This is a genomic window from Marinomonas sp. THO17 (assembly GCF_040436405.1).
GTDB lineage: Bacteria > Pseudomonadota > Gammaproteobacteria > Pseudomonadales > Marinomonadaceae > Marinomonas.
On record NZ_AP031575.1, the window covers coordinates 1,320,725 to 1,336,435 of the forward strand.

A 15,711-nucleotide genomic window follows, 5' to 3' on the forward strand; every position below is an offset into this window, starting at 1 on the left:
AAACATGGGCATTCAATTGCCTATAAAGTATTTATCACCATGCCTGCTTGATTCATTTTTCAAGACACATACATCAAGCAAGACAAATAGGAATCAAACTCTCTTACTTTGTCGCATACGCCATAATCCGACCAGTATTAATGCACAAAAATCACCCTTGATGCCGGATTTAAGTCGTTTTTTACACTAACCATACACAACAATGTCACTTTTTATCGGGGCGCTAGAATACGGTATTTCCCTGTACAAAGAAACACCTATTATTCTGCCCATCAAATGCTGTTAAAGGAGAACAAAACACTGTCTTAAATTGCACTCTTTTTTCATGCAAATTTTCTAGACGCCTGAATTGAGCCTACGTACTATAAGACGATTAATTAGGCCAGATAAGGTTCACTATGCCACTCAATGCCGCCAACTATCAAGGCTTTCAAACAACCGCCTACAGTCTTGCTGGGGATGTCAATGACACAGCTTATACTGACTTGGTAGAAGAGGTCCCCGTCACCTTAAGCATTCATGATCTTGCTCATGCTGTCGTTATGGTCACCCCCATTCAGCTTGAAGAATTTGCCATAGGCTTTGCCATCTCCGAAGGCATCATAGACAAGCATCAAGATCTACGAGATATCGTATTTCAAGAACAAAACACCACAAGCGGCGTAAAAGGATTGGAAATCAATCTACAAATTAGTCCCCGTCGCTTTCACGATTACAAGCAAACGCGTAAAGTGCATGTTGGCGCCAGTGGTTGCGGTTTGTGTGGCAAAGAATCACTTCAACAAGCCTTTCCGGACTTAATCAAACTCCCTCAAACAAGAGTGATGGATTTTTCCTTTCTGGAGGGATTACGCGACAAGGTATTTCAAGCACAACGCTTAGGTAAGCGCACGGGAGCCCTTCATGCTGCCCTGTTACTTGACCCTCAGGGTAACCCCCTCTGTTGCATGGAAGACATAGGTCGTCATAATTGTCTGGATAAAATCATCGGCTATGCGGCTAAAACGACAACCAACTTAGACCAACATTCTGTAGTAATGTCGAGCCGTTGCAGTACCGAGCTGATTCTAAAAGCCGTTAAAGCCAAATTATCAAACTTGATTCATCTTGCTTCTCCTAGTCAACTGGCGGTAAATTTAGCGCAAGAGTATGGTCTCACCTTAATTCACTTACCCAAACACGATGCCCCTCGTTTCTTCGCTAAAGGCAACATAAAGGACAGGTTAGATGACAAATAAGACGCAACACTTCACTCCCTATAAAGGTCCTGCAGGCGGTTGGGGAGCATTAAAAAGTACCGCACAGCATTGGTTAAAAAGTGAAAATGCCACCCGTAATATTTTTACCTTGCTAAAAACCAACCAACCGCACGGATTTGATTGTCCTGGTTGCGCATGGGGGGAAAAACACGATCCCGCCAAGATTCGTTTTTGTGAAAATGGCGCCAAAGCGGTGAACTGGGAGGCGACCTCACGCAAAGTGGACGCTCAGTTTATGGCTCAGCATTCGGTCAGCTGGCTGAAAACACAAAGCGATTATTTTTTAGAATATCAAGGTCGTTTGACCGAGCCTATGCGGTATAACCCGTCCACCGATCACTATGAAAGCATTACTTGGTCAGACGCCTTCAAACTGATTGCCGACACACTCAAACAACAGTCTTCCCCTGATAATGTGGCTTTTTATACCTCAGGACGTGCCAGTAATGAAGCGGCCTTTTTGTATCAACTGTTTGCTCGCGCTTATGGAACCAATAACTTTCCCGACTGTTCAAACATGTGTCACGAAGCCAGCGGCTATGCCCTAACCAGTAGTATTGGTATTGGCAAAGGCACGGTGGAAATTGACGATTTTGACAAAGCCGATGCGGTATTTGTATTTGGCCAAAATCCTGGCACTAATCATCCTCGTATGCTGGAAACCCTAAAAGAAGTCGTACAACGCGGCGCTCAGCTGCATACCTTTAATACCTTAAAAGAACGTGGCCTTGAGCGTTTTCAGAATCCACAAAGCCCGATCGAAATGCTCACCAATTCCTCAAAGCCAACCAATACCGCTTATTACACGCCAAAAATTGGCGGTGACATGGCCGTAGTACGTGGCATGGTGAAAGTACTGATCGAACTAGAAGAAGCCGCTCAACAAGCTGGTAGTGCGATATTTGATCATGACTTTATTGCACAACACACCCAAGGAATGGAGACCTACTTAGAACAGGTTAAGCAGACTCCTTGGTCTAACATTCTTGAGCAATCAGGACTCAGCCGACAAGAGATAGAACAGGCTGCCCAAGTGTATGCTGAAGCAGACTGCAGCATTATCACTTGGGCCATGGGCATCACCCAGCACCATCATTCGGTTGCCACCATTCACGAAATCGTCAATCTATTAGCCTTAAAGGGGAATTTCGGCAAAGCGGGCGCGGGCGCTTGTCCAGTGCGAGGTCACAGTAATGTACAAGGTGATCGCACCATGGGCATAAACGAAAAACCCAGCGAAGCCTTTCTAACGGCGTTAGAACAACGCTTCCAATTCTCACCACCAAAACAAGAAGGACTTGCGGTGGTCGACACCATCCGCGCTATGCAACAAGGCAAGGTAAACGTTTTTATCGCATTAGGAGGTAATTTCGCTGCCGCCACACCAGACACACAAGCCACTGCAAAAGCCCTTGAAGCTTGCCAGCTAACGGTACAAATCAGCACTAAGCTAAACCGCTCTCATTTGGTCACAGGCAAAAACGCTTTAATTCTGCCTTGTCTTGGTCGGACTGATATTGATCATCAAGCCAATGGGCAACAGAAAGTCACAGTGGAAGACTCTTTCAGTATGATTCATGCCTCTGGCGGCGTGCTGGAACCCATGAGCGACTTACAGAAATCCGAGCCTGCCATCATTGCGGGCATGGCCGAAGCAACATTAGGGAAATATCCGGTCGATTGGCAAGCCCTCATTGCGGATTATGACCTAATCCGTGAACACATTGCCGCTGTAGTACCAGGTTTTGCTAATTTTAATCAGCGTATTTTGCAAGATGGTGGCTTCTATTTAGGCAACAGTGCTCGTGATCGTCAGTGGAAAACACCAGCAGGTAAAGCCATAGTACACAGCCACCGCCTACCAGACTCTATTTTACCCAAACAGACTCAAGGTTTACTCACCGAACGCAGCTTTGTTTTGCAAACCTTACGCTCCCATGATCAGTACAATACCACCATATACGGTTTTGATGATCGTTATCGAGGGATTAAAAACGAACGTAATCTGGTCTTTATCAACCCAGCAGATCTGCAAAGACTAGGCTTAAAAGAAGGCCAAAAAGTCACTATCCGTTCTATTTGGAATGATGGTGTTGAGCGAAAAGTAGAGGGCTTTAAACTGGTTCCTTACAGTATTCCTGCAGGGAATTTAGCCGCCTATTATCCAGAAACAAATCCCTTGGTGCCTTTAGACAGTCATGGCGAATTTAGCAATACGCCAACCTCGAAAAGCATCGCCGTGGAATTGACACCCTGTGATACAAATACGGAATTGGAGATGGCTGCTCTTTAGAAGCCAGTAACTAAAATAGTGACTGCAATATCTGCCATCATCAATGACAAGATACTTAATCGCGCCACATTGCGGGCAAAAACAGCACTAGCACGGTAAAGTATTCTAAGCGGCCTAGTATCATGGCAAAGCTCATTAGCCAGGTGCCTGTGTCGCTGAGTGGGGCAAAATTATTGCCCAACTCAGCAAACCCTGGCCCCAATACATTTAAACATGCAGCTGTTGCGCTAAGGGAGCCCATAAAGCTCATACCAGTCGCCATGAGTAATAGGGTAAACACCAAGGTGACAATGGCCGCCACACACATAAAGCCCATGATAGAATGACGAATATCATCACTGATATGTCGACCTTGAAACTTCATAGTAAAGACGCCACTAGGATGCACCAAGCGCTTAATTTCTAAACTGATGGATTTAAGGGAGATAACATTTCGAATCACCTTATTGCCACCCGCCGTCGAACCCGCACAACCACCTATGTAACCAACAAAAATCAACACAATCGAGGTAACGGCAGGCCAGGCTCCAAAATCCGTTGCTGCAAAACCCGTGCTGGTAATAAAAGAAATTACATGAAAAAAGGCTTGTGTTAAGGCGTTCCAACTGCCCTGTTCTGCCTGCGTTTGATAGAGAAACACAGCTAATAACAAAGCCACCAGCGCCACAATAATCAAAAAGGCATGGGTTTCTTCATCTTGCCAATACAACTTAATAGCGCGCGCCAGAAAGACGCGATAGTGCAAGGCAAAATTAATTGCCCCAAGTAACATAAAGAGATTGCAAATCCACAGCATAAGCGAGCTATTGAAATAGCCCATACTGGCGTCATGAGTAGAAAAACCGCCCGTAGAAACCGTGCTAAAACTATGCCCTATGGCGTCAAACACCGACATGCCAGCAAAATAATAAGACACGGCACACAGCAGAGTAATGACCAAATACACCATCCATAAATAACGCGTGGTACTGGATACTCGCGGCGACAACTTTTCATCTTTGATTGGGCCGGGAGTCTCAGCTTTTAACAAGCGCATTCCCCCTATGTTCAACATGGGTAAAATGGCCACCACAAAAATCACCACTCCCAAGCCGCCCATCCATTGCAGAAATTGCCGATACATTAAGAAGCTTGGCGGCAATTCATCCAAACCGGATAAAATGGTCGCCCCTGTTGTGGTTAACGCACTGATGGATTCAAATACCCCATCGGTAAAAGACACTTGAGTCACATGAATAATGGGAACAGCCCCCAATACACCAACAGCAAACCAAGTCAAAGCAGCAAACAACATAGCTTCACGAACATTTACCGATGGCAAAGAGTATTTTTTAAAGGCGAAGAGTAACGGCATAGCACAACAAAAGGTCAGCATCGCAGGCACCGCAAAGTCACGACCGACGCCGTCTTTAAAATACATAAAGGACAACTCGGCAAACACTAACTGCACCAGACTCATCCATAAGCAAGGCATGGTTAATAGGCGAATAATCAACAGCGGACGAATCATTTACATCATGGCCTTGTGTTTAACTAAAGAGCGTTCAACTAAAGAGCATTTAACTAAAGAGCGTTTTCCCTGAACGCTCACATTGACGGATGAGGACATCGCTTTCTTAGCCTCTAACTATAAGACAATGGAAAGGGTAACCCGCTGACCAAATATGAAAATAGCTTGGTTAAAAGCGTAAGATAGTGCAAGTAATGTGGACACCGCACAAAGATTATGCTTTATTAATCGAACAATAATTAGAGAAAGTCAACTGGAGGAGCACTATATGGATATACTTTTATTGGATGATATTATTCATCTCACTGCACTGGCCATTACGGTAGGTAGCTTTTTAGTTATCAGTGGCAAACGAGTTATCGAATTGTGCGAACAAACTCGATCTAAATGATCTAATAAATGTGCTAAATAGTTAATCAGACACAATTTTCAAAGAAGATTTCCAAAAAAGCCGAATGATCACATTCGGCTTTTTAAAATGAATGACACAATTAAGACAACATCAAGTTTCGAACATCATCCGGAATGGCCTGAGCTTGTAACTTTCCCTCTTCATTTACACATGCCCAAACACGTTTTTCAGAGCATTCAACCGCCAAGTCACCTCGATTAAAGAGACGATGTTGAACGCAAAAGCTGGCCCTACCAATTTCGGTGAACTCACTTTCAATATTCACCAGATCACCATATTTGGACGCTTTATAAAACTGTGATCGAGTATCTACCATAGGAAAGCCCACACAATGCGCTTGCTCTCGTATACGACTCAGAGAGTATCCCATGGCATTGAACAACTCACCTGTTGACGCATCAAAGAAGGCGAAGTAACGCGGATAAAACACAATATCCGCCGGGTCACAATCTCCCCATTCAATGCGTATTTCTCGCTGATGTTTGAACATCTTAGAGACTGATCACTTGTGGTGCTATCGGCTCTTGATACAAGAGTTCCACTTGATCCTCACGATGCGTTTGCACCGCTCGCTGATTCAAAGACCCCTTATCCGTGATTTCATGGGCATCAATACTGGCCGGTGTTGCCTGCAGGATAATACGCTTCACCAAAGTGGAACTGCCGGTACTTTGCTCCGCCGCCTCTTGCATTTTCTGATGGAAAGCCTCGCGTACTACTTGGTGCGCTATCACTTCTTCATTGGACTCCATCACATCGTGAGGCAGAATGGCCTTACAATGGGCCCAATCAGGGAACACCATAGCTGTGATGTAACCTCGGTTGGTTCCGCATAACACCACATCCTGAGCAAAAGGCGCTAATGCACTAATAAACTTAGCTCGTAAGGTTCCGGCACTAACCCAAGTTCCACTGTCGAGTTTAAAGTCTTCTGATACACGACCGTCAAAGCGAAAGCCACGTTGGGGCTGTGTTTCATCTAAGAAAGCAAAGGCATCGCCTAAGCAGTAATAGCCTTCTTCATCAAACGCTTTTGCGGTCAGCTCAGGTTGACGCCAATAGCCCGGCATCACGGTCACGGCTTTGACTCTGGCTTCCAACTTTCCTTGATTGGGAATCAATTTAATCGATACCCCGGGTGCTGGTACCCCAATCACTCCAGAAGAGGACTCTTCTACTGAAGCAAAGGTCGCAGATGGTGCCGTTTCAGTACAGCCCAAACCGGTTAGCATAGGTATTTTCTTACCTGTATATTGAATGGCCAGCGCGTCTAAGTCATCCCAGATATGTTGTGCTAAGCCTGCTGCTGCAAAAAAGGTAAACTGCAAACGGGAAAAGAATTTTTGCGCAAATTGGGCGTCCTCTTTGAGTTTTTTGACTAACAACTCAAAACCTTTGGGAACATTAAAATACACAGTAGGCGAAATTTCCGACAAATTTTTCAAGGTTTTATCAAATAGCTTCTCAGTTGGCTTACCATCGTCTAGATACAAACTACCGCCGTTATAAAGGGCTATACCAATATTATGATTACCACCAAAAGTGTGATTCCAAGGTAACCAATCCACCATAATAGGTGGCTGATCTTTTAAGAATTGCATCACTTGATGAATCATCACCTGATTGGCGCAGATCATTCGCTGAGTATTGATAACCCCTTTCGGCATCCCAGTCGTACCTGAAGTGAAAAGAATTTTCGCAATGGTATCGCCATCAACCTTGCTATTCTCAATCTCAATCTGAGGCGAAATAGGATGCGCCAGACAATCTTGATAAGACACCGTTGGATTGGCAATTTGCTGTGCTTGTGTGTCCCCTTGCAATACCAAAACTGGCGTTGTCTCATCCTGACAAACGGCCTTGATGGCTTTTTCATAGGGGGCTAATTCATCCACCACAATTAGGCCTGGCGTCAAGATGTCCATAATGCCTTGTAACTTGGCGTAATCAGTAGCAATCAATGAATAGGCAGGAGATAAAGGCGAATGAGCAATGCCCACATACATGCCAGCCAAAGCCAACATGAGGTGCTCAGCACTGTTACCACATAAAAAAACAATGGGGCGTTCGGTTGAGACAGGTTGAGTGAGCAACCAAGAAGCCAACTTTTTGGCACGCAACACAGCATCCGAGTAGGTAATCTTATCCCACTCACCTTGTGTATCACGTTGAGCAACAAACACCCTATCTGGTGCTTGTTGCGCCCAGTAGGCTAATTGATCTGTCCAACAACGGGCAAAATCATCCAATGGTTTTTGACTGTTTACTATCCTTACACCATCCTCACGCTTAATTAACTCGATGGGATGCGCAACGACTTTAATAGGATGAAATCCAACACTCATGTTCTGCTCCTAAAACCACCTTGCTTGTTTTTATGTGGTTTAAGTTTTGTTTTTTGAGTCGCTAATGACCTTTCACTAACGCTATTATTGTTATTCTCTCGATGACTTAAGCCTGACCTTGCCTCTATCGCCAAACCAAAGTCGCGGAGCCATTTATTTGGCTGCCATACGAATTGCACCGTCTAAACGAATAACTTCGCCATTCAACATGCTGTTCTCAATAATGTGTTGAGCCAAGCTAGCGTATTCGTCCGGCTCCCCTAAACGAGGTGGAAATGGCACTGATTCACCCAGAGATTTTTGCACTTCTTCTGGCAGCACATCCATCATTGGGGTTTTGAACAAACCCGGTGCAATAGTCATGACACGAATGCCAAAGCGCGCTAGCTCTCGTGCGATAGGCAAAGTCATAGCACAAACTCCACCTTTTGAAGCGGCGTAACCAGCTTGGCCGATTTGTCCATCAAAAGCGGCAACCGATGCCGTGTTAATAATCACGCCCCGCTCTAAATTATCGGCTTGCTGATTGTGCTGCATCTTATCCGCCACTAAGCGAATCATATTAAAAGTACCAATCAGGTTAACCGAAACAGCACGTTGGAAACTTGCTAATTTATGTGGACCTTCGCGACCAACCACACGCTCCGCACCCGGAATACCAGCACAATTCACCAAGCCATCAATGGCACCAAATTTTGCCACCGCTTGATCAAGGGTTTGTTGTACCGATGCTTCATCAACAATATCAGTAACGCACGCTTGCGCCTGGTCACCCAAATCGGCTTGAACACGCTGTAAACCTGATTCGTTAACATCCGCCAATGTAATGTTTGCGCCTAACGACATAAGACGACGCGCTACTGCTTCACCAATACCTGAAGCCGAGCCCGTCACAATAAAATGTTTACCTTGGATTTGCATAACAATGCCTCAATTTCACTCTACTCTAGAGATGGATAATTAGGATTTTTTACGATTCAGAAAAGCATCAATACGGGCTTTCACTTCTTCACTGGTTTGCGTAATACCGCAGATCAATGATTCCGTGTAAAGACCCTCTTGGCCCGCCATATTATTGATACGACTGAGTCCTGTGGTCATTGCCCAGTTAGAGTATTTAGAGTTTTTGTTAATGCCTTTGGCGATGTCAAACGCTTTGTTTAATGCTTCACCCGTTGCGACCACATAATGGCCTAGACCAATGCGATGACCTTCTTCAGCGTCCACATCGCGACCAGTTAGCATCATTTCCGTCATACGACTGGCGCCGATAACATTGGCCACGTTTACAGAAGCACCACCGCCGACAAAAATGCCATGCTTGCCTTCTGGTAAACGGTAAAAAGTATTTTCCTCGGTCACGCGCACATGAGCACAGATAGCCAATTCCAAACCACCACCTATGACCGCACCATGCATGGCAGCGACCACTGGTGTGCCTGAATCACGAATGTGACCAAATACGCGATGCCACATTTGCGAATGCTTGACCACTTCAAAAGGTTCACGCGCTTTGTGCTCTCGCAAGTCCAAGCCGGAACAAAATTCTGGGCCATTACCAGAAAGGACGATGACATTGACATCATCAGTAAGGTTTAAAAAGACGTGCTCAATTTCTAGACATAAGCTGTCATTAATCGCATTCTTTTTCTCAGGACGATTCAGCTCTAAATGGCCAACGCCATTATCGACAGAAAATTTAATAAATTGGTAAGGAGTCATATAAGCCTCTATTGTTATGTTTATAGGCCAAGCGTTAGCTCAACACTCAAACGCCAGATATTTAGTTTATAGAAATAATAGTTGTATATATAAACAAATGTCAATTACAACAAATTGGAATTCTATTTTTCCGATATCTTGTATCTCAATTGAATGAAAAAACCCTGAACTTAGGCAGACATCAAGTTCAGGGTAAAAAACGTCTAACGATCAGATACCTTTATGACCACAGCCATACCTGTGTCACCCGCAGCGCAACCCGTAAATAAACCGTAACCACCACCTGTCATTACAAGTTCTTCTATCAATTCTATGATGGCACGCATACCAGTCGGCCCTTGAGGGTGGCCCCAGATTAAGGAACAGCCGTAGTTATTCATGGCCATCACATCCAACCCCATCGCCTTAGCCAAAGCCACGTCATTCACTGCAAAGGGGTTATGAGTTTTAATGGCTTTGATGTCTTTGATATCAACTTCTGCAATGGCCAACGCACGTTTGGCTGCTTCTATCGGTGCGGCTGGCATGTAAGCCAAATCATCACGGGCTTGCCCAAAACCAAGCAGTTCAATTTTAATATCAGGACGCGAAGTTAAATTCGCCACTTCTTCTGATCGACACAAAATCGCTGACGCATTGCCATCTGCAGGATGCGTTTGGTTACCAAAGGTGATCACGCCACTTTCTTGAATGGGTTTTAATTTTTGCAAACCTTCCAATGTGGTTGGAAACACCCCTTCATCTCCATAAATGACCTTATCTTCTTTCTTAAAGTTAGCCGTTGGCACGGACAAAGGTAAGGTCATGTAACGCTTCTGAAAGGCCTGATCATCTTTTAGCGCATCCTGATATTGCTCGTAGCGTCTAAGGGTGACTGCGTCCAACTCTTCACGAGTGATATCAAAACGTTGTGCTACATTCTCACCGGTTTGCATCATAGAATGACCGCCAACACAATCATTCATCATGTTATAAGTCACCTGATCTTCTGAGGCACCCGCTGGCCCTTTGGCATTCGGGTAATAAATGTGTGGACCATTAGAGCAACGATCTGCCGTCATCAACAAAGAGACGTTCGCCATGCCACAGACAATTTCTGATGCGGCCGCAAACAAACCTCGCGCACTGGTCGCACACACTTGGTTCACCGCATGTCCTGCGGTATTTACTGCACCAATATCATACAGAGGCCAAGGAGCACCATTAAAGGATTGATACTGGTTAATGGTCATGCCTAACACCCCAGAATCAAATACCTTTGGATCAATATCACGTTTGGCCAATTCTTGCTTTGTCACATGGGCTGCAAATTTCATGGAATGCAAGTGTTGCAAGGAGCCCTGCCACTTAGTAAAAGGCGTACTCCAATAAGCACCGTAAGGAATTTCAACATTCTTGATAGACATACTTAAACCTCAAATTAGTTTGTTATTTTTATTGGCCTTGCGCTGTCATGATCTCACTCAAACCGCCCCATTGTTCAGCAAAAATGGCCTCTGGCATGCTGGTAAGATCGTCAGCAATAATAGGACGGAAAGACATAGCGGCCAGTACATCTTTTTCAAGATCCAAGCCCGGCGCGATTTCGGTCAACACCATGCCTTCTTGACGTAATTCCAATACGCAACGCTCGGTAACAAATACCACTGGCTGTTTGTTGGTTCGTGCCACGTCACCACTAAAGGTAATATGGTCCACTGCGTCGACAAATTTCTGCACCTTGCCCTCTTCAACAACCTGCAGCTTGCCACCACTGAATTCCAATTTAGCACCATTGACTAAGGTGCCGCAGAACACCACCTTCTTGGCACTTTGGGAAATATTAATGAAGCCACCTGGGCCAACCACTTTGGGACCAAACTTGCTAACATTCAAATTGCCCTGCTGATCAGCCTGAGCCAAACCTAAGAAGGCAATGTCCAAACCACCGCCATCATAAAAATCAAACTGTGCCTCATGCTCTATAATGGCATCGGCATTCCAAGCCGCCCCAAAATCCGCACCAGAGGCTGGAATGCCTCCGTACGTTCCCAACTCAGTCGTCAAGGTAAACAAGTGCGACACTTTTTCCTCTGCCGCAATCGCCGCCACGCCGTCTGGCATGCCTATGCCTAGATTCACCATCACATTGGCTTCAAGCTCCATGGCGGCACGTCGTGCAATGACTTTACGCGCACTGAAGGGCATCACAGGCAAAGCGTTTAAAGGTACTCGCGCATTGCCCGCCAACCCTGGGTTATAGATACTACCAATGGTTTGTTTGTGATCTTCTGCAGGGGCGACCGTCACATAATCCACCAGTACACCCGGTACTTTTACTTCTTTTGGATGAAGAGAATGACGTTCAGCAATGTACTTCACCTGAGCGATAACAATACCACCGTTATTTTTCGCTGCTTGTGCCATCGGCAAAATTTCCGCCAACATGGCTTCTTCTTCAACCGACAAGTTGCCGTCTTCATCCGCCGTTGTGGCACGAATCACGACCACATCGAGAGGGAATTTTTTGAACAACAACCACTCTTCGTCTTCAATATCAATGCGTTTTACTAGGTCTTCTGTGGTTTTGCTGGTCACTTTACCGCCACTGACCAGTGGATCCACATAGGTTCCCATGCCAATCTTGGTAATAACACCAGGCTTATTGCCAGCAATTTGACGCCACATAGTGGTCAATACACCTTGCGGTAACAAATAGGCTTCAATCGCGTCATCGGTAATCATTTGTGCCATTTTAGGCGCTTGCCCTGTGTGGCCTGAAATCAGTCGTTTAACCAAATTGGGATGGGCCAAATGAGACATACCAGCGTCTTTACCATCGCCACAACCACAATCATGGATGAGTGTCAGTTGTTTTGGATGGCCGGTATTTACAAAACGCTGTTCGACGGCTTTGGCGACCGCCTCTGCAAAGTAAGACATGCCCACTGTTGACCAAGCGACCGACGCACCATCTTGAATTCGTTCTGCGGCTTGCTCAAGAGAAATCACCTTTGTCATATTCAACCTCATATTATTGTTATGCTAATGGCGGTTTTAATCGATAAAACTGTTGTACAATACAACAATTAATTTATCAAACATTTTTAGCTTTTTTTATGGCATATTGCTTTTTTTGAATACTTTAAGCAAAAAAGTCATGGTCATTATGATTGAATTAGCTTTGGCTTATGGCCAAAATGATTTTATGTCTCGAGAGCAAACTAGGCACATGAGATTACCAATGTGTTACATTGGTCACAGTGACACTGGACAACACAAAAATAATAAGGTGCTAATCATGAAAATTTTAAAAATAAAAGCCCTGGCTTTAATGGCCGGAACCCTTCTTTCGACAAGTGTACTTGCAGAAGCTGAATACACTTTCAAACTTCATCACTTCCTGCCACCGGTTTCAAATGCACAAGTAAACTTCTTACAACCTTGGGCAGACAAAGTCGAAGCCGAATCCAATGGCCGTATCCATATTGATATTTACCCAGCCATGCAATTGGGTGGCAAACCACCACAATTGTTTGACCAAGCCCGCAAAGGCATTGTTGATATCTCTTGGACAGTGGGTGGTTACACTCCAGGCCGTTTCCCAAAAGCAACAGCCTTTGAGCTACCTTTCATGCCATTAAGCGCTCGTATCACCAGTATGGCACTTCAGGATTACGCTGAAACCGAGATGCAAGATGAGCTAAAAGACGTAAAATTGCTTGCTCTACACACCCACTTCCCTGGGTCTTTGCATTCTCGCACCAAAGACATCAAAAAGCTGGAAGATCTAGATGGCATGAAAGTTCGTGCGCCAAATAAAGTCATGGCAGAAGCCTTTAGTATTTTGGACGCCAATACTGTTTTCATGCCAGTACCTACCATGCCAAGTGCCCTTTCAAAAGGCGTAATCGATGTCACTGCATTGCCTTTTGAAGTCGTAAAACCAATGAAGATTCATGAGCTAGCACCACATCACACTGAATTCAAAGGTGATCGTGGCTTATATACTCAGTTCTTTATTTTCTCAATGAACAAAAAAGCCTATGACAGCTTACCTGCGGATTTACAAAGGGTCATTGATGACAACTCAGGTGTGCCACTAGCAGGTTTTGTTGGCGATGTATTTGATGCATACGAAATCGGCGCTCGCAAAGACGCGGTGGACAATGGTAATACCTTCAACACTATTGAAGGTGCTGAGTACGACCGTTGGAAAACCACCTTGCAGCCTGTTACAGATCAATGGATTGAGGATATGAATGACGATGGTTACGAAGCGAACCGTCTGTTAGAAAAAGCAAAAACACTGATCGAGAAATACGAGAACTTTTAAGTTCTCGTTAGTTAGGTGAGTTAAGCATGATGCAAAATACGGCGTTTTCAAGACATCTACTCATAGAGCGTCTTGCCAATATCTTCGCATTGACGGGTGGTTTCATTATGTTGATGCTGGCAATCGTTACGGTTGCCAGCATTATCGGCCGAAGTCTGGTTGGACAGTCCATTGTCGGCGATTATGAAATTACAGAAATGGGACTTGGTATGGCCATTTTCCTCTTCTTACCCAAATGTTATCAGCAAAAAGGCCATGTGGTGGTTGACCTCTTTACTGCGCACTGTAAATCGAGCACCTTGCGCACTTTAGGTATCATCAGTGACGCCTTATTTACTGCTGTTTGTTTTACTTTTGCGTACCGCATGACCTTAAGTGGTCTTGAGGCGAAAGAATACCTTGAGCAATCCATGCTACTGGAACTTCCTACATGGTGGACTTTCACTGTCGGAGTCATTTGTATGATTCTTTGCGGAATTTGTGGTCTGAATAGACTGTATACCACACTTCGTGGAGGCAACCATGAGTAATATTGAGCTGGCCTTTTTAATGATGGCAGCCCTAATGGTGCTAATGAGTATCCGCATTCCCATTGCATTAGCAATGATGGTTTGTGGTGGCATTGGCTATGTAATGATTGGCGGTATGCCAGCCTTATTGGATTACCTTGGCACCGCTCCAGTGTCCAAATTCTCCAGTTACGATTTGTCTGTAGTGCCCCTGTTTTTATTGATGGGGGAACTGGCAACACGATCCGGTATCACCGCAGAATTATTCCGCACTTGTAATACTTGGATTGGCCGCCAACGTGGCGGTATTGCCATGGCAGCCATTGCAGGGTGCGCTGCTTTTGGAGCCATCTGTGGCTCCTCGTTAGCCACTGCATCCACTATGGGTAAAGTAGCCTTGCCTGAAATGAAACGCTTAAAGTATTCAGGTAGCTTAGCATCTGGCGCTTTAGCAGCAGGTGGTACGTTGGGAATTTTGATTCCTCCTTCCATGGTGTTAATCATTTTTGCTGTGCTAACGGAGCAAAATATTTCGAAAATGTTCATTGCGGCCTTTGTTCCTGGCTTCTTAGCAGCAGCTGGATACATTCTCGCCATTGCCATTTATGTGCGCATCTATCCTGAATCAGGCCCTCGTGGTGAAAAAACCAGTTGGGCGCAAAAGTTCAAATCCACTAAGGATGTGTGGCACATTACCATCATTTTCCTGATCGTATTAGGTGGCATTTATTTAGGCTTTTTCACACCAACTGAAGCGGCTTCTGTGGGGGTTATCTTAACGGCTATTCTGGCCATGACCCATGGCAAAATGCGTTTGGATGGCTTGTTAATGTGTCTAATGAAAACCGCCGTTTCTTCCGCGATGATTTTCTTTATCGTATTAGGGGCGGACTTATTTAGCGTTTTCATTGCCTTATCACGCTTACCTGATGTGGGTGTGGAGTTCATCACTAATTCTGGTCTATCGCCTTACACCATTCTAACCATAATGTTACTAACCTACTTAGTTATGGGTTGTTTTTTGGACAGCTTAGCCATGATCTTGCTAACCATTCCGATTTACTTCCCTATCATAGTGGCAATGGATTTTGGTATTCCTGTCGCAGATGCGGGCATCTGGTTTGGTATTCTGGCTCTGATTGTCGTGGAGGTGGGATTAATCACGCCACCCGTAGGAATGAATGTATTTATCATCAAATCCTTCGATGACAGCTTAAAACTAAAAGAGTGTTTTAAAGGTGTTGTGCCTTTCTTGATTTCGGACTTTGTCCGTGTCGCACTTTTGGTCATATTCCCAGGTATTACTCTTGGTTTAGTGCATTTAATTGGTTAATTAACTCATTAAG

Annotated in this window: 13 protein-coding genes; 6 read left to right on the forward strand and 7 right to left on the reverse strand. The window is 44.8% G+C overall.

The features are described from left to right. Positions 1-398 precede the first annotated feature (398 nt). Both fdhD and ABXS85_RS06270 read left to right on the forward strand, forming a co-directional pair. Complete coding sequence (gene fdhD / locus ABXS85_RS06265) at positions 399-1,238, forward strand: formate dehydrogenase accessory sulfurtransferase FdhD (protein ID WP_353669183.1); 840 nt, start codon at positions 399-401, stop codon at positions 1,236-1,238. Beyond that, positions 1,228-3,552, forward strand: coding sequence for an FdhF/YdeP family oxidoreductase (locus tag ABXS85_RS06270; RefSeq protein WP_353669184.1), 2,325 nt, complete (start codon positions 1,228-1,230; stop codon positions 3,550-3,552). Before fdhD ends, ABXS85_RS06270 begins: the two co-directional genes overlap by 11 nt. 55 nt (positions 3,553-3,607) lie before the next feature. Here the strand turns inward: ABXS85_RS06270 and ABXS85_RS06275 are convergent, their stop codons facing one another. Further along, complete coding sequence (locus ABXS85_RS06275) at positions 3,608-5,062, reverse strand: TrkH family potassium uptake protein (RefSeq protein WP_353669185.1); 1,455 nt, start codon at positions 5,060-5,062, stop codon at positions 3,608-3,610. A gap of 268 nt (positions 5,063-5,330) precedes the next feature. Between ABXS85_RS06275 and ABXS85_RS06280 the strand changes: the two genes are divergently transcribed. Further along, positions 5,331-5,453, forward strand: coding sequence for a hypothetical protein (locus ABXS85_RS06280; RefSeq protein ID WP_353669186.1), 123 nt, complete (start codon positions 5,331-5,333; stop codon positions 5,451-5,453). A 100-nt stretch (positions 5,454-5,553) separates the two neighbouring features. Here the strand turns inward: ABXS85_RS06280 and ABXS85_RS06285 are convergent, their stop codons facing one another. The 6 genes from ABXS85_RS06285 to ABXS85_RS06310 all read right to left on the reverse strand — a co-directional run bounded on the left by ABXS85_RS06285 (position 5,554) and on the right by ABXS85_RS06310 (position 12,541). Further along, on the reverse strand, positions 5,554-5,964 hold the full coding sequence (locus ABXS85_RS06285; RefSeq protein ID WP_353669187.1) for a thioesterase family protein: 411 nt from the start codon (positions 5,962-5,964) through the stop codon (positions 5,554-5,556). Between the two features lies 1 nt (position 5,965). After that, positions 5,966-7,819, reverse strand: coding sequence for a feruloyl-CoA synthase (locus ABXS85_RS06290; RefSeq protein WP_353669188.1), 1,854 nt, complete (start codon positions 7,817-7,819; stop codon positions 5,966-5,968). Positions 7,820-7,972: 153 nt separating this feature from the next. Further along, complete coding sequence (locus ABXS85_RS06295; protein WP_353669189.1) at positions 7,973-8,740, reverse strand: 3-hydroxyacyl-CoA dehydrogenase; 768 nt, start codon at positions 8,738-8,740, stop codon at positions 7,973-7,975. A 39-nt stretch (positions 8,741-8,779) separates the two neighbouring features. After that, positions 8,780-9,541: a crotonase/enoyl-CoA hydratase family protein gene (locus ABXS85_RS06300; RefSeq protein ID WP_353669190.1), complete on the reverse strand. Its 762-nt coding sequence runs from the start codon at positions 9,539-9,541 to the stop codon at positions 8,780-8,782. Positions 9,542-9,744: 203 nt separating this feature from the next. Then, positions 9,745-10,947 (reverse strand): thiolase family protein, encoded by a 1,203-nt coding sequence (locus tag ABXS85_RS06305; RefSeq protein WP_353669191.1) that lies wholly within the window; start codon positions 10,945-10,947, stop codon positions 9,745-9,747. A 28-nt stretch (positions 10,948-10,975) separates the two neighbouring features. Then, positions 10,976-12,541, reverse strand: a complete 1,566-nt coding sequence (locus tag ABXS85_RS06310) for a CoA-transferase (RefSeq protein ID WP_353669192.1) — start codon at positions 12,539-12,541, stop codon at positions 10,976-10,978. A 280-nt stretch (positions 12,542-12,821) separates the two neighbouring features. Here ABXS85_RS06310 and ABXS85_RS06315 point away from each other — a divergent pair, with 280 nt between their 5' ends. The 3 genes from ABXS85_RS06315 to ABXS85_RS06325 are packed head-to-tail and all read left to right on the forward strand — an operon-like array spanning position 12,822 to position 15,698. Then, positions 12,822-13,856 carry a TRAP transporter substrate-binding protein gene (locus ABXS85_RS06315; RefSeq protein ID WP_353669193.1) on the forward strand — a complete coding sequence of 345 codons (1,035 nt, stop codon included), beginning with the start codon at positions 12,822-12,824 and terminating at the stop codon, positions 13,854-13,856. A gap of 26 nt (positions 13,857-13,882) precedes the next feature. Then, positions 13,883-14,386 carry a TRAP transporter small permease gene (locus ABXS85_RS06320; protein ID WP_353669194.1) on the forward strand — a complete coding sequence of 168 codons (504 nt, stop codon included), beginning with the start codon at positions 13,883-13,885 and terminating at the stop codon, positions 14,384-14,386. After that, a complete protein-coding gene (locus ABXS85_RS06325) occupies positions 14,379-15,698 on the forward strand; it encodes a TRAP transporter large permease (protein WP_353669195.1) in 1,320 nt (439 codons plus the stop codon). The genes ABXS85_RS06320 and ABXS85_RS06325 overlap by 8 nt, the downstream gene beginning before the upstream one ends. Positions 15,699-15,711: the final 13 nt, after the last annotated feature.